Here is a 21,868-nt window from a genome sequence, read left to right as displayed (position 1 = left end):
GTTCGAAGGATTGAGCCTCCGAATCAGTGGGAAGGCGAGTCCAGCAACTTCTGCAAGTACTGACCGTACCCAGTCTTCTTCAGGGCGTCAGCTTGAGCGCCAAGCTGCTCGGCATTGATCCAGCCATTGTGGTAAGCGATCTCTTCCAGGCAAGCCACTTTCAAGCCTTGGCGCTGCTCGATGGTATGCACGAAGTGGCTGGCTTCAAGTAGCGAGTCGTGAGTACCCGTATCTAGCCACGCAAAACCACGGCCAAGCATTTCGACGTTGAGGGACTTGCGCTCTAGATAAGCACGGTTGACGTCGGTGATTTCCAGCTCGCCACGCTCGGAAGGCTTGATGTTCTTGGCTATCTCGACAACTTCATTGTCGTAGAAGTACAGTCCGGTTACCGCATAGTTGGACTTGGGCTTCAGTGGTTTTTCTTCAATGCTGAGAGCACGCCCAGTAGCATCGAATTCAACCACACCAAAACGCTCGGGATCAGAAACATGATAACCAAATACGGTCGCACCAGTCTTCTGGTCAGTCGCAGAACGCAAGTTATCCGAGAAGTGCTGACCGTAGAAGATATTGTCGCCAAGGATCAGGCAGCAAGGGTCATTGCCGATGAACTCTTCGCCAATGATAAACGCCTGAGCCAGGCCGTCTGGGCTAGGCTGTTCAGCGTAAGTCAACTTGATACCGTACAGGCTGCCGTCCCCCAGCAACTTGCGAAAGCATGGCAAGTCATCTGGCGTGGAGATAATCAGAATCTCTCGCATCCCCGCGAGCATCAACACCGATAGCGGATAGAAGATCATCGGCTTGTCGTAGATCGGCAGCATCTGCTTGGACACACCAAGAGTCAGCGGGTGCAGGCGCGTGCCCGAGCCGCCAGCGAGAATGATGCCTTTACGATTTGTTGTGGTCATTTATTCAGGACTTCCATAAGCATTCGAGTTACGCCACTTTGCCAATCCGGCAAGTGTAGTGAAAAATTGTCGCGCAGCTTCTGAGTATTCAATCGCGAATTCAGAGGGCGGCGCGCAGGTGTTGGGTAGGCGGTTGTTTCGATCGGACTGACCGTCGTCACAGCGAGTTCCTCGCCTTGGGCTTTTGCGAAGTCAATGACATGAGTGGCATAGCCATGCCAAGACACTTCGCCCCCAGCGGCCAAGTGATAGAGACCGGCCAACCCTGGACGCCCGAGAACTTGCTGGATGGCCAACGCCGTTACATCAGCAATTAGATCTGCCCCGGTAGGTGCTCCGATCTGATCCGCAATCACACTCAACGTTTCGCGATCTTTCGCAAAGCGCAGCATGGTCTTTGCGAAGTTATTGCCGCGAGCACCGTACACCCAGCTAGTGCGGAAAATCAGATGCTTGCAACCCGACGCGATAATTGCCAGCTCGCCGGCGAGCTTGCTGGAGCCGTAATGGTTCACCGGCGCAACAGCGTCTGTTTCCTGCCATGGAGTCACGCCTCGGCCACTGAAAACATAATCCGTTGAGTAGTGAACCAGCCATGCGCCCGACGCTGCGGCTTCTTCCGCCATAACGCCACTCGCAAGGCCGTTTACGTGATCTGCTAGCTCGGTTTCAGATTCAGCCTTGTCGACCGCGGTATACGCAGCGGCGTTAACAATAACGTCAGGCTTTACCTGACGAATCGTTGCACGCAGGGATTCGAGATTGGACAGATCACCACTGAGCCCATCAACGGGATGACGATCAAGAGCCACTACCTCGCCAAGCGGCGTCAGTGAGCGCTGCAGCTCCCAACCCACTTGGCCGTTTTTCCCTAGAAGTAGGATCTTCATGCCTTGCTCGAGCGATCCGCATAATTCTGATCAATCCACTGCTGGTAGCTACCGCTCTTCACGTGCTCTACCCATTCAGTGTTGCTCAAATACCACTCGACAGTCTTGCGAATACCAGTCTCGAAAGTCTCTTCCGGCGTCCAGCCCAGCTCGCGCTGAATCTTGCTCGCGTCGATTGCATAGCGCACATCGTGACCAGGCCGATCCTGAACATAAGTGATCAGGCTGGCATGTGGACGATGAGCAGAGTCAGGACGCAGTTCGTCCAGCAATGCACAAAGGGTATTCACCACTTCAATGTTTTGTTTTTCGTTATGGCCGCCGATGTTGTAAGTCTCACCGATCACACCCTCGGTCACGACTTTGTACAACGCACGAGCATGATCTTCTACGTACAGCCAGTCACGGACCTGGTTACCTTTACCGTAAACCGGCAGCGGCTTTCCTTCCAGCGCATTGAGAATGATCAGCGGGATCAACTTCTCAGGGAAATGGCATGGGCCGTAGTTGTTCGAGCAATTGGTGACCAGAGTAGGCAAGCCGTATGTACGAGCCCAAGCACGAACCAAGTGATCGGAGCTGGCTTTGCTGGCCGAGTATGGCGAGCTTGGCTGATACGGCGTGGTTTCGGTGAAGAGGTCTTCCGGACCTTCGAGGTCTCCGTAAACTTCATCAGTCGAAATGTGGTGGAAGCGGAAGTTGGCTTTACGCGCATCATCCAGCGCCGCCCAATAATGGCGAGCAGCTTCGAGCAGCGTGTAGGTGCCGATGATGTTGGTCTGGATGAATTCAGACGGGCCGGAGATCGAGCGATCAACGTGGGATTCTGCGGCCAGGTGCATGATTGCATCTGGCTGGTGCTCACGCAGGACACGGTCGATCTGATCGCGATCGCAGATATCGACGCGCTCGAAGGCGTAACGCGAATTCTGACTGACTTCTGCCAGGGATTCGAGGTTACCGGCATACGTCAACTTATCGACGTTAACGACGGAGTCGGTGGTATTGGAGATGATGTGACGGATGACTGCCGAGCCGATGAACCCGGCGCCGCCGGTAACTAGAATTTTCACGCGAAACGATACCCTTGAGCTGCGGACAGAGCCAAAAACGAGCGCTGTCTAATCCATGAATGCAGAAGCCATCAAGCAGTGGCATCCGTCAGAGTCAGTCTGAAACGACATGCAATAAGGCACTATCGAACAAGGGCTGCATTTTACAGCTTAATGATGGTTTTACTAATGGATAAAGACAGACTGGGGCGCAATTTCGACAGATGCCCTGCACCTGCCGCTCTCAGACCAGTCGTTTACGCGCGGCTCTGGAGGAACGCCCCAAGAACCAGCCAAGTACTGGCCCAATCAACATACCAACGAGCAACGCCAGTACGACGACCAACGAGACTGGCAACTGCGGACCAGACAGCCCAAGAAACAACAAAGATACCGACTGCTGATTCTCAAGAACAAACGCCAGAATCACCAACACCAGCAAAAGAATAAAAACACCAAGAAGTATGCGTTTGAGGTTACGCATGGGTTACTCCCTGTGTAGAGATAGCGACTGTCAAACCCCCTCCTCCTCTTCCTCATTCACCCGATCACGCAACTCCTTACCCGGCTTGAAATGCGGAACGAATTTGCCGTCGAGACTAACCGACTGACCAGTCTTTGGATTGCGACCGACGCGCGGCGCACGATAGTGCAGGGAGAAGCTGCCAAACCCACGGATCTCGATGCGATCACCGGTGGCCAGACACTGGGACATTTGTTCAAGCATGGTCTTGATGGCCAGCTCCACATCTTTGGATGAGAGTAGCCCTTGATGGGTGACAATTCGTTCGATCAACTCCGACTTCGTCATATTTTTCCCTTCTTTTTCAAGCAGCTAGATCAGCGCTTGAAAGGTTTTAGCACGCCCGGAAGATTTTGAACAGCCCAGGGATTGACATATCTTCCTTGGCGCTGAAACGCCTGTTTTCAGTGCACACAAGCACAAGCCGAAGCAGTACACACTCAACGGCACATGACCAGCATGGTTCGAGTGACGTAGCCTGCGGGATTGAAGCCAAACGGATATTCATCTTCATCCTTGGCCTGATCAGATCGGGTGATTACCCTGTAACCCGCGCCCTTGCACTCCTTCGCTGCGCGCTTTTGGCATTTCTCCCACCCCGAACCCAGACCAGAGCAGTCGATCTCGATACCGCTGACGCCACGCACAGCATGCGTTTTGGCACTTGTGGTGCAGCCAGCCAGTACCAACACCGCAATCAAGACAATAAATCTGTTCATCCACTTCCTTATGCCAGGCAACGCCCGACTACTGCACGACTAATACCCAGCTTAGTCGCGAATAGGCGATTGATCCGATTAAAGAAACAGACAACCCGCTGAAGTGATTGGTTTCACCGTAGCCTCGATACACGCAAACCGCGGCGCGCACCGCCACCAAATCGCAGGCACAAAAAAGGGCGACCGAAGTCGCCCTTTTTCATGATCAAGCAGAACTTAGTTCTGTTTGGCCATTGCTTGACGCAGCAGTGCCGCCATAGTGGTGTCAGCTGCTTCACCTTCCGGAGCTGCTTTCAGGCTCTGGATGGCTTCTTTCTCTTCAGCATCGTCTTTCGACTTGATCGAGAGCTGGATTACGCGGCTCTTGCGATCAACGCTGATGATCTTGGCTTCAACTTCCTGGCCTTCTTTCAGAACGTTGCGCGCATCTTCAACGCGGTCACGGCTGATTTCAGAGGCTTTCAGGGTTGCTTCGATGTCGTCGGCCAGAACGATGATGGCGCCTTTGGCGTCAACTTCTTTCACGGTACCGGTCACGATAGCACCCTTGTCGTTAACCGAGACGTACTCGGAGAACGGATCGCTTTCCAGTTGCTTGATGCCCAGGGAGATGCGCTCGCGCTCTGGGTCAACCGACAGGATGACGGTGTCCAGCTCGTCGCCCTTCTTGAAACGACGTACGGCTTCTTCGCCCACTTCGTTCCAGGAGATGTCGGACAGGTGAACCAGACCGTCGATGCCGCCGTCCAGACCAATGAAGATACCGAAATCGGTGATCGACTTGATGGTGCCGGAGATCTTGTCGCCCTTGTTGAACTGGCCAGAGAAGTCTTCCCATGGGTTCGACTTGCACTGCTTGATACCCAGGGAGATACGACGACGCTCTTCGTCGATGTCCAGAACCATGACTTCCACTTCGTCGCCGACCTGTACGACTTTCGAAGGGTGGATGTTCTTGTTGGTCCAGTCCATTTCCGAAACGTGTACCAGACCTTCAACGCCTTCTTCCAGCTCAGCGAAGCAGCCGTAGTCGGTCAGGTTGGTTACACGAGCGGTAACGCGAGTGCCTTCTGGGTAACGGGCTTTGATAGCAACCCATGGATCTTCGCCCAGTTGCTTCAGGCCCAGGGAAACACGGTTGCGTTCGCGATCGTATTTCAGAACCTTGACGTCGATTTCGTCACCAACGTTGACGATTTCGGAAGGATGCTTGATACGCTTCCACGCCATGTCGGTGATGTGCAGCAGGCCGTCCACGCCACCCAGATCGACGAATGCGCCGTAATCGGTGAGGTTTTTGACGATACCTTTGACTTGCTGGCCTTCCTGCAGGGATTCCAGCAGAGCTTCACGCTCGGCGGAGTTCTCGGCTTCCAGGACGCTGCGACGGGAAACGACAACGTTGTTGCGCTTCTGGTCCAGCTTGATGACCTTGAATTCCAGCTCTTTGCCTTCCAGGTGCGTGGTGTCGCGCACTGGACGGACGTCAACCAGGGAACCTGGCAGGAACGCACGGATGCCGTTAACGTCGACAGTGAAGCCGCCTTTAACCTTACCGTTGATAACGCCCTTGACCACTTCCTCAGCTGCGAAGGCTGCTTCCAGAACGATCCAGCATTCAGCGCGCTTGGCTTTTTCACGGGACAGCTTGGTTTCACCGAAACCGTCTTCAACCGAATCCAGAGCAACGTGAACTTCGTCACCGACATTGATAGTCAGGTCACCAGCATCGTTGTAGAACTGTTCCAGCGGGATGAGTGCTTCAGACTTCAGGCCAGCGTGAACGGTTACCCAGCGAGCCTGGTAATCGATATCAACGATAACACCGGTGATGATGGAGCCTGCCTGAAGGTTCAGGGTCTTTAGGCTTTCTTCAAAGAGTTCCGCAAAGCTTTCGCTCATTTTAATTCCTGTAGATGAGGGCGAAGAATACGCCCATCTCCACACCCCAGACGGTGTGGGTTAGTTTCATTTAAAAGAAGCGTCGCAGGACTATGACTGGTCCCCTGCGGCCTTCTTGGTCACCCGGCGATATCGCGAATGGCGATCTCGCTCATGATGCGTTCAAGCACCTGATCGATGGACAACTCCGTGGAATCCAGCTGTATCGCATCAGCCGCCGGCTTGAGCGGAGCTACTGCGCGCTGGGTATCACGCTCGTCGCGTGCACGGATCTCATCTAGCAGACTCGACAGACTAACACCCTCGACTTTGCCCTTCAACTGCAAATATCGGCGGCGCGCCCGTTCCTCGGCACTGGCGGTGAGGAAAATCTTCAGCGGCGCATCCGGAAAAACCACTGTGCCCATGTCGCGACCGTCAGCCACCAGGCCCGGTGCTTCCTGGAAAGCACGCTGGCGCTGCAGCAGCGCCTCGCGTACCGCCGGCAATGCCGCCACCTGAGAAGCGCCGGAGCCGACGCTTTCAGTACGGATGACGTCGCTGACTTCATCGCCTTCCAGAATGATGCGCTGCAGCTGACCGTCGGTCGCCGCGATGAACTGCACATCCAGATGAGCGGCCAGTTTCTTCAGCAGCTCTTCATTGGTCAGGTCGACACCATGGTTGTGCGCAGCGAACGCCAGCAGGCGATACAGCGCACCGGAATCCAGCAGATTCCAGCCCAGACGCTTGGCCAGGATCCCGGCGACCGTGCCCTTGCCCGAACCGCTTGGCCCATCGATGGTGATGACCGGTGCAATGTTTTTCACGACTGAGCCTCTTGAGCCACGCGAATGCCGACCTGCGCGCACAGCGCGAGGAAGTTCGGGAACGACGTCGCGACGTTGGCGCAATCATGGATGCGGATCGGTGCAGTGGCGCGCAGCGACGCGACGCTGAAAGCCATGGCGATACGGTGATCACCGTGACCATGCACTTCGCCGCCACCGATCTGGCCGCCATCAATGATGATGCCGTCGGGAGTCGGCTGGCATTTGACGCCCAGCGCCAGCAAGCCGTCCGCCATGACTTGAATGCGATCCGACTCCTTGACCCGCAGCTCTTCAGCACCTGTCAACACGGTACGACCTTCGGCACACGCCGCCGCCACGAACAGCACCGGGAATTCGTCGATGGCCAGTGGCACCAACGCTTCCGGAATCTCGATACCCTTGAGTTTAGCAGCGCGCACACGCAGGTCAGCCACTGGCTCGCCGCCAACTTCACGCTGGTTTTCCAGAGTGATGTCCGCGCCCATCAGACGCAGAATGTCGATGACGCCGGTACGGGTCGGGTTGATGCCAACGTGCTCCAGCACCAGCTCGGAACCTTCGGCGATTGACGCCGCCACCAGGAAGAACGCCGACGACGAGATGTCGCCCGGCACTTCAATGTGGGTCGCCGTCAGCTTGCCGCCGGACTCGACCGATGCGGTGGCGCCATCGACGCTTACCGGGTAGCCAAAACCGCGCAGCATGCGCTCGGTATGGTCACGGGTCGGCGCCGGCTCGGTCACGGTGGTCTTGCCTTCGGCGTACAGGCCCGCCAGCAGCAGGCAGGACTTCACCTGAGCACTGGCCATCGGCATGGTGTAGGTCAGCCCCTTGAGCTTGTGCCCGCCACGAATGGTCATCGGCGGACGACCTTCGGCAGCCGTTTCGATCACGGCGCCCATTTCACGCAGCGGATTGGCCACGCGATTCATCGGACGCTTGGACAGCGACGCATCGCCGGTCAGGGTGCTGTCGAAGTTCTGCGCCGCCAGCAGGCCGGACAACAGGCGCATCGAGGTGCCGGAGTTGCCCAGATAGATCGGACCCGGCGCAGGCTTCAGACCGTGCAGGCCGACGCCGTGAATGGTCACACGACCGTGGTGCGGGCCTTCGATGACCACGCCCATGTCGCGAAATGCCTGCAAGGTCGCCAGGGCATCTTCGCCCTCGAGGAAACCTTCAACCTCGGTCACGCCTTCGGCCAGCGAGCCGAGCATGATCGAGCGGTGGGAAATCGATTTGTCACCTGGTACGCGAATCCGACCGGACAGGCGGCCACCAGGTTGAGCCAGGAAAATCAGATCGTTGGAATTCATAGCGTCCACATAGGCCCTGCGGGCCAGGATTTTACTGAAATGCTCGCGGGCAACCCGGGCGCGCGTGAAGACGCCCAACAATTGGTGCCCATCCCCTGCATCGACCGCGTCGCGCAAGGCGTCGAGGTCGCTGCGAAATGTATCGAGTGTGCGCAGGACAGCCTCGCGGTTGGCGAGGAAGATGTCGTGCCACATCACCGGGTCGCTTCCGGCGATTCTTGTGAAATCGCGGAAACCGCCCGCAGCGTAACGGAAGATCTCAAGGTTTTCATTGCGTTTGGCCAACGAGTCGACCAGACCGAAGGCCAGCAGGTGCGGCAGATGACTGGTCGCAGCCAGCACTTCATCATGGCGCTCGACCTGCATGTGCTCGACGTCGGCACCCAGTTCGCGCCACAAGCGATCAACCACCGCCAGTGCGGCCGGGTCGGTCTGCTCGAGCGGCGTCAGAATCACCTTGTGCCGACGGAACAGCTCAGAGTTGGAGGCTTCCACCCCGCTCTGCTCGGAGCCGGCAATCGGATGGCCCGGCACGAAGCGCGCTGGCATACCGCCAAACGCCTCGGTCGCCGCGCGCACCACATTGCCCTTGGCGCTGCCGACATCGGTCAGAATCGCCTGCCCCAGATCAACGCTCGCCAGACGAGCCAGGACTTTCTCCATGGCCAGAATCGGCACCGCCAGCTGAATCACGTCGGCGCCCTGACACGCAGCGATCAGGTCTTCTTCACAACGGTCCACCACACCCAACTCGACCGCCAGCTTGCGCGATTGCGGGTCGAGATCGACCCCGACCACTTCGCGGCAGATACCGCTTTCACGCAAGCCTTTGGCAAACGAACCACCGATCAAGCCCAGACCGACCACTACAAGGCGACCGATCATAGGTGCAGCAGATTGCAGAGCAGTGACATCACCCACGAGCCAGAACCTTACGCAGCGCTTCGAGGAAGCGGCTGTTTTCCGCCGGCAGACCGATGGTCACCCGCAGGTGGTTCGGCATGCCGTAATTGGCCACCGGACGCACAATCACGCCTTCACGCAGCAAGCCCTGAAAGATCGGCGCTGCGACCTGACCGAGATCGACGCAGATGAAGTTGCCTTTGGACTCGATCCAGCTCAGACCCAACTCACGGAACCCCGCCTGCAACTGCTGCATGCCGGATTCGTTGAGCTGACGGCTTTGCGCCAGATACTCTTCGTCTTTCAGCGCCGCACAGGCCGCGGCCAAGGCCAGGCTGTTGACGTTGAACGGCTGGCGCACGCGGTTCAGCACGTCCGCTACTACCGCAGTGGACAGGCCATAACCGACGCGCAGCGCTGCAAGGCCATAGGCCTTGGAGAACGTGCGCGATACCAGCAGATTCGGGTACGCCGCGAGGAAGTCCAGACCGTCCGGCAGATCGCTGCCTTCGGCGTATTCGATGTACGCCTCGTCCAGCACCACCAGCACGTGCTCCGGCACGTCCTGCAAGAACTCGTCCAGCGCTTCGGCACCGAACCAGGTGCCGGTCGGGTTGTTCGGATTGGCGATGAATACCACGCGGGTATTGGCGTCTATGGCCGCGAGCATCGCAGGCAGGTCATGCCCCCAGTCTTTGGCCGGAACCACTTTGGCCTGCGCACCGACAGCCTGGGTGGCGATCGGGTAAACAGCGAACGCGTGCTCACTGAACACGGCGTTCAGGCCCGGCGCCAGATAGGCGCGCGCCACCAGCTCGAGAATGTCGTTGGAGCCGTTGCCCAGGGTCACCTGGTTCACCTCGACGCGGCACTGCTCGGCCAACAGCGATTTCAGCGCGAAGCCGTTGCCGTCCGGATAGCGGGTCAGCTCGGCCAGTTCTTCGCGGATCGCCGCCAAGGCTTTCGGACTGGCGCCCAGCGGATTTTCGTTGCTTGCCAGTTTGACGATTTTCGCCGGATCCAGATCCAGCTCGCGCGCCAGTTCGTCCACAGGCTTGCCCGGAACGTACGGCGAAAGTTGTTGCACGCCCGGCTGTGCCAGAGCGAGGAAGTTGCCACTCATTTGCTACCGCCCCTTAAAGAACTGCTTTCGGGTAGGAACCCAGCACTTTGAGTGCTACTGCTTCCTGACTGATCTTTTCCAGCACACCTTTGATCAGCGGATCACGGTGATGGCCGACAAAGTCGATGAAGAACACGTAGGTCCATTTGCCGCTGCGCGACGGACGGGTTTCGATCCGGGTCAGGTCGATCCCGTTGTCATGGAACGGCACCAGCAGCTCGTGAAGCGCGCCGGGCTTGTTGCTCATCGAGACGATGATCGAAGTCTTGTCGTCGCCGGTCGGCGGCACTTCCTGGTTACCGATCATCAGGAAGCGCGTCGAGTTGTCCGGACGGTCTTCGATCTTCTCGGCCAGACGCGTCAGGCCATACAAGCCTGCGGCCATGTCGCCAGCAATCGCCGCCGAATTCCACTCACCCTTGACCCGCTTCGCCGCTTCAGCGTTGCTCGACACCGCCACGCGCTCGACATTCGGGTAATGCGCGTCCAGCCACTTGCGGCACTGGGCCAGCGACTGCGCGTGGGAGTAGATGCGGCTGATGCTGTCGGTCTTGGTGTTTTCACCGACCAACAGGTGATGATGGATGCGCAGCTCGACTTCACCGCAGATCACCATGTCGTGCTCGAGGAAGCTGTCGAGGGTGTGATTGACCGCGCCTTCGGTGGAGTTTTCCACCGGCACCACGCCAAAGTTCACCGCACCCGCCGCCACTTCACGGAACACTTCGTCGATTGCCGCCATCGGCTTGCTGATCACCGCGTGACCGAAGTGCTTCATGGCCGCCGCCTGGGTGAAGGTGCCCTCAGGGCCGAGGTAAGCCACTTTCAGCGGCTGCTCGAGCGCCAGGCACGAGGACATGATTTCGCGGAACAACCGCGCCATCTCTTCGTTACCCAGCGGCCCCTGATTGCGCTCCATCACCCGCTTGAGCACCTGAGCTTCACGCTCGGGACGATAGAACACCGGCACTTCGCCTTCGGCCAGCGAGGCCATCTTTACTCGCGCAACTTCCTGGGCGCAGCGGGCGCGTTCGCTGATCAGCTCGAGGACCTTGCTGTCCAGAGCGTCAATGCGAACGCGCAGTGCCTTGAGTTCTTGCTCGGACATCAGCCGTGTTCCTTCTCGAATTCAGCCATGTACGCCACCAGCGCGTTGACGGCGTTGATGTCGACGGCGTTGTAGATGGAGGCGCGCATGCCGCCCACGGAGCGGTGGCCTTTGAGGTTGAGCAGGCCGCGCTCGTCGGCACCGGCGAGGAACGGCTTGTCCAGGCGATCGTCAGCCAGACGGAATGGCACGTTCATCCACGAGCGGTCCGACTTGTTGATCGGGTTGCTATAGAGGCCGCTGGCGTCGATGAAGTCGTACAGCGTGCGCTGCTTGACGTCATTGAGCTTGGCGATCGCTTCGACGCCGCCCTGCTCTTTCAGCCACTGGAACACCAGGCCGGACAGGTACCAGGCCAGGGTCGGCGGGGTGTTGTACATCGAGCCGTTATCGGCCGCGACCTTGTAGTTGAGCATGGTCGGGCACAGCGAACGCGCCTTGCCCAGCAGGTCTTCGCGGATAATGTTGACGACAATACCGCTCGGGCCGATGTTCTTCTGTGCGCCGGCGTAGATCATGCCGAAACGCGAGATGTCGACCGGACGCGAGAGGATGTCCGAGGACATATCGGCGACCAGCGGCACATCACCGGTTTCCGGGATCCACTGGAATTCCAGACCGCCGATGGTTTCGTTCGGCGCGTAGTGAACGTAAGCGGCGTCTTTCGACAGATTCCACTCGTTCTGGCCCGGAATGGCGAAATAGTCGTAAGGCTTGGCGGTGGCGGCAACATTGACGTGGCCGTAGCGCGAGGCTTCTTCGATGGCTTTCTGCGACCAGATACCGGTGTCGATATAGTCGGCGCTGCCGCCTTCAGGCAACAGGTTCAGCGGGATCTGCGCGAATTGCTGGCTGGCGCCCCCCTGCAGAAACAGCACTTTATAGTTCGACGGGATATTCAGCAGGTCACGCAGGTCCTGCTCGGCCTGGGTGGCGATGGACACGAACTCATCGCTGCGATGGCTCATTTCCATGACCGACAGACCCTTGCCATGCCAATCAAGGAGTTCACCCTGGGCACGTTGCAGGACAGCTTCAGGAAGCGCCGCAGGACCGGCACAGAAGTTATAGGCTCGCTTGCTCACATCCAATCTCGCTCTGATTTGGTGGTATCACGCAATAAATCACACTACCGATCAACACAGCCCTGTGGGAGCGAGCCTGCTCGCGAATGCATCACCGCGGTGGGTCAGAGGTACCGCAGCGCCTGCATTCGCGAGCAGGCTCGCTCCCACAGGGGATCTCCATGATGTCGAAATTTCATACCGGACAAATAACAAGGGGGCGAATTTTCATCCGCCCCCTCGCTTGTCCGCTTATTCCTGCGGCTCTTCGTCAGCTGCGGCGTCGAGTTGCTGGTCCTCGGCAACGTCGTCGATCACGACATCCCCCTCGAACCCGGCACCCTCTTCACCTTCAAGCTCATCGCCTTCGACTTCCGACGGCTCCTGAACCCGCTCCAGACCGACCAGGGTTTCATCCTTGGCCAGTTTGATCAGGGTCACGCCCTGGGTGTTACGGCCCAGGCTCGACACTTCGTCGACACGGGTGCGCACCAGAGTGCCCTGATCGGAGATCAGCATGATTTCTTCGCCGTCGAGCACCTGAACCGCACCGACCAGTCGGCCGTTACGCTCGTTGCTGACCATGGCGATCACGCCCTGGCCGCCACGCTTGTACTCAGGGAACTCGGTGATCGCGGTGCGCTTGCCATAACCACGCTCGGAAGCGGTGAGGATCTGGCTGCCTTCTTCCGGGATCAGCATCGAAATCAGCTTCTGCCCTTCCGGCAGACGCATGCCGCGCACACCACGTGCGGTACGGCCCATGGCACGCACGTCAGACTCTTTGAAGCGCGTGACTTTGCCGCCGTCGGAGAACAGCATCACTTCGCGCTCGCCATCGGTGATGGCCGCAGAGATCAGCACATCGCCTTCGTCCAGCTCCAGCGCGATCAGACCGACGCTGCGCTGACGGCTGAAGGATTCCAGCGGGGTCTTCTTCACGGTGCCGTTGGCGGTCGCCATGAAGATGTAGTGACCTTCGGTGTATTCCTCGACCGGCAGCATGGTGGTGATGTATTCACCATCATCCAGCGGCAGCAGGTTGACCAGCGGGCGACCACGGGCGGCACGGGACGCTTCCGGAATTTCGTAAGTCTTCAGCCAGTACACCTTGCCTTTGCTGGAGAACAGCAGCAGCGTGGTGTGACTGTTGGCTACCAGCAGGTGAGCGATGTAGTCCTCATCCTTGACGCCGGTCGCCGATTTGCCTTTGCCGCCACGACGCTGAGCCTGGTACGCAGCCAGCGGCTGAGTCTTGGCGTAGCCACCGTGGGAGATGGTCACGACGCGCTCTTCTTCCGGGATCATGTCGCCCAGGGTCAGATCGAGGCGCGCATCGAGAATCTCGGTGCGGCGCACGTCGCCGTATTCGGCGCGGATCACTTCCAGCTCTTCGCGGATCACTTCCATCAGGCGCACGGCGCTGTTGAGGATGCGGATCAGCTCGCCGATCTGGTTGAGGATCTCTTGATACTCGGCCAGCAGCTTCTCGTGCTCCAGACCGGTCAGACGGTGCAGACGCAGTTCCAGAATGGCTTGCGCCTGCTCTGGCGACAGGAAGTACTTGCCTTCACGCAGACCGTACTGCGGATCGAGGTTCTCCGGACGGCACGAATCGGCGCCGGCACGTTCAACCATCGCGACTACGGCGCTGGATTCCCAAGGGGTGCTGACCAGCGCTTCCTTGGCTTCCGACGGGGTCGGCGACGCCTTGATCAGGGCGATCACCGGGTCGATGTTCGACAGGGCAACGGCCTGACCTTCGAGGATATGACCACGCTCGCGGGCCTTGCGCAGTTCGAATACGGTACGACGGGTGACCACTTCGCGACGGTGACGGACGAAGGCTTCCAGCAGATCCTTGAGGTTCAGGATGCGCGGACGGCCGTCGATCAGCGCGACGATGTTGATGCCGAATACCGATTGCAGCTGGGTCTGGGCGTAGAGGTTGTTGAGGATCACCTCAGGCACTTCGCCGCGACGCAGTTCGATCACGACGCGCATACCGTCCTTGTCGGACTCGTCGCGCAGCTCGGTGATGCCTTCAAGCTTCTTCTCTTTGACCAGCTCGGCGATCTTCTCGATCAGACGCGCCTTGTTCAGCTGATACGGGAGTTCGGTAATGACGATCTGCTGACGGCCACCGACCTTGTCGATGTCTTCGATGATCGAACGGGCACGCATGTAAATGCGGCCGCGACCGGTGCGGTAGGCTTCGATGATGCCGGCACGACCGTTGATGATCGCGGCCGTCGGGAAGTCCGGACCAGGGATGTATTGCATCAGCTCATCGACGGTCAGCTCGGGATTGTCGATGAGGGCCAGGCAACCGTCGATGACTTCACCGAGGTTGTGCGGCGGAATGTTGGTTGCCATGCCCACGGCGATACCGCTGGAACCGTTGACCAGCAGGTTGGGGATGCGCGTCGGCATCACCGCCGGGATCATTTCGGTGCCGTCGTAGTTCGGCACCCAGTCCACGGTTTCTTTATGCAGGTCAGCCAGCAGCTCGTGCGCCAGCTTGGTCATGCGCACTTCGGTGTATCGCATGGCCGCGGCGTTGTCGCCGTCCACCGAACCGAAGTTGCCCTGACCGTCAACCAGCAGGTAGCGCAGGGAGAAAGGCTGAGCCATGCGGACGATGGTGTCGTACACCGCGGTATCACCGTGCGGGTGATACTTACCGATCACGTCACCGACAACACGGGCAGATTTCTTGTACGGCTTGTTGAAGTCGTTGCCCAGCTCGCTCATCGCGAACAGTACGCGACGGTGCACGGGCTTGAGGCCATCGCGCGCATCCGGCAGTGCACGGCCGACGATTACGCTCATCGCGTAGTCGAGGTAGGACTGTTTCAGCTCGTCTTCGATATTGACCGGGAGGATTTCTTTGGCCAGTTCGCCCATGAGAAGCCTGATTCCTTTTTCTGGTGAAACTTCGTCATATCCATATGGGATGTACGAAGCTCGTCGGGGCAGGCTGAGTGCCATGCGCCGACTTACGACAAATCAACAAATCGAACCGTGGATTTGCGCAGTAAAGACAGCTCCGTGAAGCTGCCTCGGAAAACGCCGGATGTTATCACAAGAGCCGCCACGCACCTATCCCCCAGATGCGCATGGAGCATAGTTAGTTGACCGATGACAGGCGTAAAGGGGACGAGAGAGGCTCAGAGCTTCTTTGAATGCAGTTTTGAGGTCAGGTTTTGCGATGTTTATTGACTTTTAGGGCCCCATCGCTGGCAAGCCAGCTCCCACAGGGTCAGCGGCGAGCACAGAACCTGTGGGAGCTGGCTTGCCAGCGAAGGCGTCCTTGCAGACGCCAAAGCCAATCAATGCAGGCGCTTGCGGCACATCAACTGAGCCATTTTCGCCGTATCCGGCCGCTCGACGATGCCCTTTTCAGTGACGATCGCATCGATCAGATCCGCCGGCGTCACGTCGAACACCGGGTTGAACGCCTCGACATCGGCCCCCACGCGCTTGCCACCCACCTCCAGCAACTCGGCGCCGTCACGTTCCTCGATCGGGATGTCGTCGCCACTGGCCAGATGCATGTCGATGGTCGAACTCGGCGCCACCACCATGAAACGCACGCCGTGGTGCATGGCGTTGACCGCCAGTTGATAGGTGCCGATCTTGTTCGCCACGTCGCCATTGGCAGTGATGCGGTCAGCGCCGACGATCACCCAGGTCACGCCTTTGGTCTTCATGATGTGTGCAGCGGCCGAATCGGCATTCAGCGTCACCGGGATGCCTTCGTTCGCCAGCTCCCACGCGGTCAGGCGCGAACCCTGCAGCCATGGCCGGGTTTCATCGGCATACACCCGCTCGACCATGCCTTCCAGATACGCCGCACGAATCACCCCCAGCGCGGTACCGAAACCACCGGTGGCCAGAGCACCAGTGTTGCAGTGGGTCAGGATCGCCTGGGCATTGCCCTGATGCTTGCGGATCAGATCGACGCCGAGCTGGGCCATGGTCAGGTTGGCTTCGCGGTCGCTTTCATGAATGGCAATGGCTTCGGCTTCCAGCGCCACCAGCGGATCGGCATTGTCCTTCAGACGATCGAGCCGATCGTGCATGCGATTCAACGCCCAGAACAGGTTGACCGCCGTCGGGCGGGAATCCGCCAGCAGGGCGAAATCCTCTTCCAGCGCCGCGTACCAGTCGCCGCCTTCAGCCACGCGGGCGCGGGCCGCCAGCACAATGCCATAGGCCGCGCTGATGCCGATGGCCGGTGCGCCACGCACCACCATCGAACGAATCGCCTCAGCCACACCGGCAGCGCTGGTGTAGGCAATCCACGTTTCCTCGAACGGCAAAATACGCTGATCCAGCAGGTGGAGCGCGCCATCTCGCCAATCGATGGCCTTTACTTTCTCCGCAGCCAACAGTCGATCGCGCATCCCTCACCCCGCACTCATGAACAAAAGCCGCCGATTATAGCGATCCCCCCGCGAAGACGCTCGGGTATACTTCGCCATCCTTTACAAAAGCACTGGAACCGACCCTCGATGCCGAAACCTGCCATTGCGCTCGACTTATTATTGCTGCCGACCTGGCTGGTACCCGTCGAACCTGCAGGCGTTGTGCTCAAGGAGCATGGCCTGGGCATTCGCGACGGTCGCATCGTGTTTATCGGCCCGCGCGCCGAAGCATTGAAGTGTAACGCCACAGAAGTCCGCGAATTACCGGACGTGCTGCTCAGCCCGGGCCTGATCAACGCTCACGGGCATGCGGCGATGACCCTGTTCCGCGGTCTGGCCGACGATCTGCCGCTGATGACCTGGCTGGAAAACCACATCTGGCCGGCCGAAGCCAAATGGGTCGATGAAGAGTTCGTCCGTGATGGCACTGACTTGGCGATTGCCGAGCAGATCAAGGGCGGCATCAGCTGTTTCTCGGACATGTATTTCTTCCCGAAAGTCGCCAGTGAGCGCGTGCACAATAGCGGCATTCGCGCGCAGATCGCGATTCCGATCCTCGATTTCCCGATCCCCGGCGCCAGCAGCGCCGATGAGGCCATTCGTCAGGGCGTCGAGCTGTTCGGCGATCTGAAGCATCACGAACGGATCAAGATCACCTTCGGCCCCCATGCACCCTACACCGTGGGCGACGAGAACCTGGAAAAAATCCGCGTGATCGCCGAAGAGCTGGACGCGTCGATCCACATGCACGTCCACGAGACCGCCTTCGAAGTCCAGCAATCGCTGGAGCATCGCGGCGAGCGGCCACTGGCCCGCCTCGGTCGCCTCGGCCTGCTGGGCCCGCGCTTCCAGGCGGTGCACATGACCCAGATCAGCGATGACGATCTGGCATTGCTGGTAGAAAGCAACACCAGCGTGATCCACTGCCCGGAATCGAATCTGAAGCTGGCCAGCGGGTTCTGCCCGGTGGAGCGCCTGTGGCAGGCTGGCGTGAACGTCGCCGTCGGCACCGATGGCGCGGCGAGCAACAACGACCTCGACCTGCTCGGCGAAACCCGCACTGCCGCGCTGCTGGCCAAAGCCGTCGCCGGCTCGGCCACCGCGCTGGACGCCCATCGTGCGCTGCGCATGGCCACGCTCAACGGCGCACGGGCCTTGGGCATCGAGGCGCAGGTCGGTTCGCTGGAGATCGGCAAGGCTGCGGACATTGTCGCTTTCGACCTGTCCGGCCTGGCTCAGCAACCGGTCTATGACCCGGTGTCGCAGCTTATTTATGCCACCGGCCGCGACTGCGTGAAACACCTGTGGGTCGCCGGCAAACAGTTACTCGACGACCGGCGCCTGACCCGTCTGGACGAACAACAGCTGGGCGCCACCGCCCGGGCCTGGGGCCAGCGCATCAGCGGCCATACCGAATCGTAAACACCGCGGAGCAGACTCCGCGGCTACAGCCCTTTTCAAGTTTTTCGAGGAATACATCATGAGCAACGTCGACCACGCCGAAATCGCCAAATTCGAAGCCCTGGCCCATCGCTGGTGGGACCGTGAAAGCGAGTTCAAACCGCTGCACGACATCAACCCGCTGCGCGTCAACTGGATTGACGAGCGAGTCAATCTGGCCGGCAAGAAAGTTCTCGACGTCGGTTGCGGCGGCGGCATCCTCAGCGAAGCCATGGCCCAGCGCGGCGCCACTGTCATGGGCATCGACATGGGCGAAGCGCCACTGGCGGTTGCACAACTGCATCAGCTGGAGTCCGGGGTCAGCGTCGAATACCGGCAGATCACCGCCGAAGCCCTGGCTGAAGAAATGCCCGAGCAGTTCGACGTCGTAACCTGCCTGGAAATGCTGGAGCACGTACCGGACCCGTCGTCGGTGATCCGCGCCTGCTACCGCATGGTCAAGCCCGGCGGCCAGGTGTTCTTTTCGACCATCAACCGCAACCCGAAGGCGTACCTGTTCGCCATCATCGGCGCCGAATACATCATGAAGCTGCTGCCGCGCGGCACCCACGACTTCAAGAAATTCATCCGCCCGTCCGAGCTGGGCGCCTGGAGCCGCATTGCCGGCCTGACCGTCAAGGACATCATCGGCCTGACCTACAACCCGCTGACCAAGCACTACAAGCTGGCCAGCGACGTTGACGTCAACTACATGATCCAGACCCTGCGCGAGGAGTAAGCCGATGGCCATCAGAGCAGTCCTTTTCGACATGGACGGCACCCTGCTCGACACCGCGCCGGACTTCTTCGCCATCTGTCAGGCGATGCGCGCGGATCGCGGCTTGCCGCCGATGAACGACAAGCACATCCGCGACGAAATCTCCGGCGGCGCCAAAGCGATGGTCGCGGTGACGTTCTCGATGGACCCGGAATCGCCGGGCTTCGAGGAGCTGCGTCAGGAATTCCTCGAGCGTTATCTGGCCGGTTGCGCTGTGCACAGCAAGCTGTTCGACGGCATGGGCGAGTTGCTGGCCGACATCGAGCGGGCCAACCTGATCTGGGGCGTGGTCACCAACAAACCGGTACGGTTTGCCGAGCCGATCATGCAACAGCTGGGGCTGGCCGAGCGCTCGGCGCTGCTGATCTGCCCGGATCACGTGAAGAACAGCAAGCCGGATCCGGAGCCGCTGATCCTCGCGTGCAAGATGCTTGATCTGGATCCGTCGACGGTTTTGTTTGTGGGCGATGATCTGCGCGATATCGAATCCGGGCGCGATGCCGGCACCAAGACCTGCGCCGTGACCTACGGCTATATCCACCCGGACGACAACCCGCGGCACTGGGGCGCGGATGTGGTGGTGGATCATCCGCTGGAGTTGCGCAAGGTGCTCGACAGCGCGCTGTGCAGCTGCTGAAAACGGCCTTTGTGGCGAGGGGATTTATCCCCGATGGGTTGCGAAGCAGCCCCCGCAATCTTTCAGGTCGATTCGATATGCAGGTTTACGACTGCTTCGCAGCCGGTCGGGGATAAATCCCCTCACCACAAGGAAGCAGGTCTTCATGAATGGATTGTGAGGTTCTTATGTTCGATTACACCGCCCGTCCCGAATTGCTCAAGGATCGGGTCATTCTGGTCACCGGTGCCGGTCGTGGCATCGGTGCGGCTGCCGCGAAAACCTACGCCGCCCACGGCGCCACCGTGCTACTGCTGGGCAAGACCGAAGCCAATCTGACTCAGGTCTACGACGAGATCGAAGCCGCGGGGCATCCACAACCGGCAGTGATCCCGTTCAACCTCGAGACCGCCCTGCCCCATCAATACGATGAGCTGGCGGCGATGATCGAGAGCGAGTTCGGCCACCTCGACGGCTTGCTGCACAACGCCTCGATCATCGGGCCGCGCACGCCGATCGAGCAGCTGTCGGGCGAAAACTTCATGCGTGTCATGCAAGTCAACGTCAATGCCATGTTCATGCTGACCAGCACCCTGCTGCCGCTGCTCAAGCTGTCGCAGGATGCCTCGGTGGTGTTCACCTCCAGCAGCGTCGGGCGCAAGGGCCGGGCCTACTGGGGCGCTTACGGAGTATCGAAGTTCGCCACCGAAGGCTTGATGCAAACCCTGGCCGATGAAGTCGATGGCGTGGCACCCGTGCGCTCCAACAGCATCAACCCGGGCGGCACGCGTACCAGCATGCGTGCACAGGCCTATCCGGGAGAAAACCCGCTGAACAATCCGACCCCGGAAGAGATCATGCCGGTGTACCTGTACCTGATGGGCCCGGACAGCACGGGCATCAATGGCCAGGCATTCAACGCGCAATAACTGCCATACGTCGCTTTTGTTGCCGTGGCGGATTACCGTCGCGGCACACAATTGCCGCTTCCCACCGTCACACCTCAGTCAAATATCCGCCACCCGCCCTCAAAGCAAAAAGCCATCCTGTTGATTCATAAAGGTTTTAATAAACCTGAACCGAATGGCACGACTTTCGCTCTAATTCTCCTCAAAGCATGCCGTGTGAAGGCACTGGGGCAAGGCCGATTTCGATAGCTGACTAATCGTCATCAGGCAGACTAAACTTACGCCAAATGTCCTACGGGACTGATGGATCAGTATGACGCGCAGCCCATAGCCGCTCTCACCCAGCCTGTAAGACAGACTTACTGCTTAGGGGCTCACGCCATATGAAATCACCTTCCCAGACCAATGCAATTGACTTTGACAGTGCCAAATTGCAACGCCTGGGCTTTGGTCAGCTGCCTCCGCTTCTGGAACGCCCGGCCAGCCTGGCGCAATTGCGCCAGCAAATGAGCCTGCAACTGCAAACCAGTCTTGAGCCGCAACGAATCCTCGGTCTGTTTTTCCGCGAAGTTCAGCGTCTTGTGCCGCTGGATGCCTTGAGCTACGTGCATTCGGGCAGCGACTTGCGCCTGGAGTTCGGTGCCCGCGGTCACCATTCGGTCAGCTACAGCCTCAGCCACGAAGGCGAGCACCTGGGTGAACTGGTCTTCCGCCGCAACCAGCGCTTCAGCGAGCAGGATCAGGGCAACCTCGAATCGCTGCTGTCGTCGCTGCTGTTTCCGATGCGCAACGCCCTGCTCTACCGCGCCGCAACGCAAAGTGCGCTGCGCGACCCGTTGACCGGAACCGGCAACCGGATCGCCATGGAGCAGACCCTGCAACGCGAGATCGACATGTCACGCCGGCACCTGCAACCGTTGTCGGTGCTGATGCTCGACATCGACCACTTCAAACGGGTCAACGACAGCCATGGCCACAGTGCCGGGGATGACGTGCTCAAAGCGGTGGCAGCGTCGATCAAGGGCCAACTGCGTAACGTCGACATGGTGTTTCGCTATGGCGGGGAAGAATTTCTGATCTTGCTGTGCAACACCGGCCGGGAAGCGGCAGCGATGGTCGGCGAGCGTCTGCGCCACGCCGCGCAGACTGCAGAATATTTCGCGGACGGCAAACTGATCGACCTGACCGTGAGCCTTGGCTGCTCGACTCTGTTGCCGGGAGAGTCAGCTGACAGCCTGCTGCGCCGGGCCGACAGTGCGCTGTACGTGGCCAAGCGCGAAGGGCGTAATCGGTTGGCAATGGCGGGCTGAGTCCTTCCAGACACCCAAAAACCACTGTGGGAGCGGGCTTGCTCGCGAAAGCGGTGTGCC

19 protein-coding genes are annotated in these 21,868 nt (G+C 59.4%); 5 read left to right on the top strand and 14 right to left on the bottom strand.

All coding sequences use genetic code 11. The features are described from left to right. Positions 1-23 precede the first annotated feature (23 nt). The 14 genes from rfbA to mtnA form a co-directional block, all read right to left on the bottom strand. Positions 24-914: a glucose-1-phosphate thymidylyltransferase RfbA gene (rfbA, locus tag QRN61_RS04605; protein ID WP_285373331.1), complete on the bottom strand. Its 891-nt coding sequence runs from the start codon at positions 912-914 to the stop codon at positions 24-26. Then, positions 911-1,804: a dTDP-4-dehydrorhamnose reductase gene (gene rfbD, locus QRN61_RS04600; RefSeq protein WP_285373330.1), complete on the bottom strand. Its 894-nt coding sequence runs from the start codon at positions 1,802-1,804 to the stop codon at positions 911-913. The genes rfbA and rfbD overlap by 4 nt, the downstream gene beginning before the upstream one ends. Further along, complete coding sequence (rfbB, locus tag QRN61_RS04595; RefSeq protein WP_285373329.1) at positions 1,801-2,877, bottom strand: dTDP-glucose 4,6-dehydratase; 1,077 nt, start codon at positions 2,875-2,877, stop codon at positions 1,801-1,803. Before rfbB ends, rfbD begins: the two co-directional genes overlap by 4 nt. Before the next feature lie 223 nt (positions 2,878-3,100). Further along, the gene (locus QRN61_RS04590; RefSeq protein WP_285373328.1) at positions 3,101-3,340 is read right to left on the bottom strand and encodes a lipopolysaccharide assembly protein LapA domain-containing protein; all 240 of its coding nucleotides are present in this window, start codon (positions 3,338-3,340) and stop codon (positions 3,101-3,103) included. A 30-nt stretch (positions 3,341-3,370) separates the two neighbouring features. Further along, entirely contained in the window at positions 3,371-3,667 is a 297-nt protein-coding gene (gene ihfB, locus QRN61_RS04585) for an integration host factor subunit beta (RefSeq protein ID WP_003189779.1), read from the bottom strand. A gap of 152 nt (positions 3,668-3,819) precedes the next feature. Then, the gene (locus QRN61_RS04580) at positions 3,820-4,098 is read right to left on the bottom strand and encodes a hypothetical protein (RefSeq protein ID WP_027612423.1); all 279 of its coding nucleotides are present in this window, start codon (positions 4,096-4,098) and stop codon (positions 3,820-3,822) included. Positions 4,099-4,314: 216 nt separating this feature from the next. Next, positions 4,315-6,000: a 30S ribosomal protein S1 gene (gene rpsA / locus QRN61_RS04575; protein WP_027612422.1), complete on the bottom strand. Its 1,686-nt coding sequence runs from the start codon at positions 5,998-6,000 to the stop codon at positions 4,315-4,317. A gap of 119 nt (positions 6,001-6,119) precedes the next feature. After that, entirely contained in the window at positions 6,120-6,809 is a 690-nt protein-coding gene (gene cmk / locus QRN61_RS04570; RefSeq protein WP_015093983.1) for a (d)CMP kinase, read from the bottom strand. Next, positions 6,806-9,013 carry a bifunctional prephenate dehydrogenase/3-phosphoshikimate 1-carboxyvinyltransferase gene (locus QRN61_RS04565; protein ID WP_245223469.1) on the bottom strand — a complete coding sequence of 736 codons (2,208 nt, stop codon included), beginning with the start codon at positions 9,011-9,013 and terminating at the stop codon, positions 6,806-6,808. The genes cmk and QRN61_RS04565 overlap by 4 nt, the downstream gene beginning before the upstream one ends. Before the next feature lie 28 nt (positions 9,014-9,041). Continuing rightward, positions 9,042-10,154 (bottom strand): histidinol-phosphate transaminase, encoded by a 1,113-nt coding sequence (hisC, locus tag QRN61_RS04560; protein WP_285373327.1) that lies wholly within the window; start codon positions 10,152-10,154, stop codon positions 9,042-9,044. A gap of 13 nt (positions 10,155-10,167) precedes the next feature. Further along, on the bottom strand, positions 10,168-11,262 hold the full coding sequence (gene pheA, locus QRN61_RS04555) for a prephenate dehydratase (protein ID WP_003226907.1): 1,095 nt from the start codon (positions 11,260-11,262) through the stop codon (positions 10,168-10,170). Continuing rightward, positions 11,262-12,347 carry a 3-phosphoserine/phosphohydroxythreonine transaminase gene (gene serC, locus QRN61_RS04550; RefSeq protein WP_027612419.1) on the bottom strand — a complete coding sequence of 362 codons (1,086 nt, stop codon included), beginning with the start codon at positions 12,345-12,347 and terminating at the stop codon, positions 11,262-11,264. Before serC ends, pheA begins: the two co-directional genes overlap by 1 nt. Before the next feature lie 231 nt (positions 12,348-12,578). Further along, positions 12,579-15,233 carry a DNA gyrase subunit A gene (gene gyrA / locus QRN61_RS04545; RefSeq protein ID WP_027612418.1) on the bottom strand — a complete coding sequence of 885 codons (2,655 nt, stop codon included), beginning with the start codon at positions 15,231-15,233 and terminating at the stop codon, positions 12,579-12,581. Between the two features lie 425 nt (positions 15,234-15,658). Continuing rightward, positions 15,659-16,735 (bottom strand): S-methyl-5-thioribose-1-phosphate isomerase, encoded by a 1,077-nt coding sequence (gene mtnA / locus QRN61_RS04540; RefSeq protein ID WP_096794920.1) that lies wholly within the window; start codon positions 16,733-16,735, stop codon positions 15,659-15,661. 108 nt (positions 16,736-16,843) lie between these two features. Here mtnA and QRN61_RS04535 point away from each other — a divergent pair, with 108 nt between their 5' ends. The 5 genes from QRN61_RS04535 to QRN61_RS04515 all read left to right on the top strand — a co-directional run bounded on the left by QRN61_RS04535 (position 16,844) and on the right by QRN61_RS04515 (position 21,808). Then, entirely contained in the window at positions 16,844-18,178 is a 1,335-nt protein-coding gene (locus QRN61_RS04535; RefSeq protein WP_027612416.1) for a TRZ/ATZ family hydrolase, read from the top strand. A gap of 58 nt (positions 18,179-18,236) precedes the next feature. After that, the gene (gene ubiG / locus QRN61_RS04530; protein ID WP_096794918.1) at positions 18,237-18,935 is read left to right on the top strand and encodes a bifunctional 2-polyprenyl-6-hydroxyphenol methylase/3-demethylubiquinol 3-O-methyltransferase UbiG; all 699 of its coding nucleotides are present in this window, start codon (positions 18,237-18,239) and stop codon (positions 18,933-18,935) included. Positions 18,936-18,939: 4 nt separating this feature from the next. Then, a complete protein-coding gene (mupP, locus tag QRN61_RS04525) occupies positions 18,940-19,611 on the top strand; it encodes an N-acetylmuramic acid 6-phosphate phosphatase MupP (protein WP_285373326.1) in 672 nt (223 codons plus the stop codon). Between the two features lie 167 nt (positions 19,612-19,778). Continuing rightward, positions 19,779-20,519, top strand: coding sequence for a YciK family oxidoreductase (locus tag QRN61_RS04520; RefSeq protein ID WP_103368361.1), 741 nt, complete (start codon positions 19,779-19,781; stop codon positions 20,517-20,519). 362 nt (positions 20,520-20,881) lie between these two features. Then, positions 20,882-21,808: a GGDEF domain-containing protein gene (locus QRN61_RS04515; protein ID WP_027612413.1), complete on the top strand. Its 927-nt coding sequence runs from the start codon at positions 20,882-20,884 to the stop codon at positions 21,806-21,808. Positions 21,809-21,868: the final 60 nt, after the last annotated feature.

Source organism: Pseudomonas sp. lyk4-TYG-107, from assembly GCF_030209055.1.
GTDB lineage: Bacteria > Pseudomonadota > Gammaproteobacteria > Pseudomonadales > Pseudomonadaceae > Aquipseudomonas > Aquipseudomonas putida_A.
The sequence above is the reverse complement of the archived record's forward strand: the minus strand, read 5'-3'. Positions and strand labels throughout refer to the sequence as shown.

Excerpts from the sequence above, each read along its gene's own strand:
- QRN61_RS04515 (WP_027612413.1), top strand. The coding sequence starts at position 20,882 with ATGAAATCACCTTCCCAGACCAATGCAATTGACTTTGACAGTGCCAAA.
- rfbA (WP_285373331.1), bottom strand. The coding sequence starts at position 914 with ATGACCACAACAAATCGTAAAGGCATCATTCTCGCTGGCGGCTCGGGC.
- ubiG (WP_096794918.1), top strand. The coding sequence starts at position 18,237 with ATGAGCAACGTCGACCACGCCGAAATCGCCAAATTCGAAGCCCTGGCC.
- QRN61_RS04590 (WP_285373328.1), bottom strand. The coding sequence starts at position 3,340 with ATGCGTAACCTCAAACGCATACTTCTTGGTGTTTTTATTCTTTTGCTG.
- ihfB (WP_003189779.1), bottom strand. The coding sequence starts at position 3,667 with ATGACGAAGTCGGAGTTGATCGAACGAATTGTCACCCATCAAGGGCTA.
- rpsA (WP_027612422.1), bottom strand. The coding sequence starts at position 6,000 with ATGAGCGAAAGCTTTGCGGAACTCTTTGAAGAAAGCCTAAAGACCCTG.
- QRN61_RS04580 (WP_027612423.1), bottom strand. The coding sequence starts at position 4,098 with ATGAACAGATTTATTGTCTTGATTGCGGTGTTGGTACTGGCTGGCTGC.
- rfbD (WP_285373330.1), bottom strand. The coding sequence starts at position 1,804 with ATGAAGATCCTACTTCTAGGGAAAAACGGCCAAGTGGGTTGGGAGCTG.
- QRN61_RS04565 (WP_245223469.1), bottom strand. The coding sequence starts at position 9,013 with ATGATCGGTCGCCTTGTAGTGGTCGGTCTGGGCTTGATCGGTGGTTCG.
- QRN61_RS04535 (WP_027612416.1), top strand. The coding sequence starts at position 16,844 with ATGCCGAAACCTGCCATTGCGCTCGACTTATTATTGCTGCCGACCTGG.
- mupP (WP_285373326.1), top strand. The coding sequence starts at position 18,940 with ATGGCCATCAGAGCAGTCCTTTTCGACATGGACGGCACCCTGCTCGAC.
- QRN61_RS04520 (WP_103368361.1), top strand. The coding sequence starts at position 19,779 with ATGTTCGATTACACCGCCCGTCCCGAATTGCTCAAGGATCGGGTCATT.
- mtnA (WP_096794920.1), bottom strand. The coding sequence starts at position 16,735 with ATGCGCGATCGACTGTTGGCTGCGGAGAAAGTAAAGGCCATCGATTGG.
- hisC (WP_285373327.1), bottom strand. The coding sequence starts at position 10,154 with ATGAGTGGCAACTTCCTCGCTCTGGCACAGCCGGGCGTGCAACAACTT.
- gyrA (WP_027612418.1), bottom strand. The coding sequence starts at position 15,233 with ATGGGCGAACTGGCCAAAGAAATCCTCCCGGTCAATATCGAAGACGAG.
- pheA (WP_003226907.1), bottom strand. The coding sequence starts at position 11,262 with ATGTCCGAGCAAGAACTCAAGGCACTGCGCGTTCGCATTGACGCTCTG.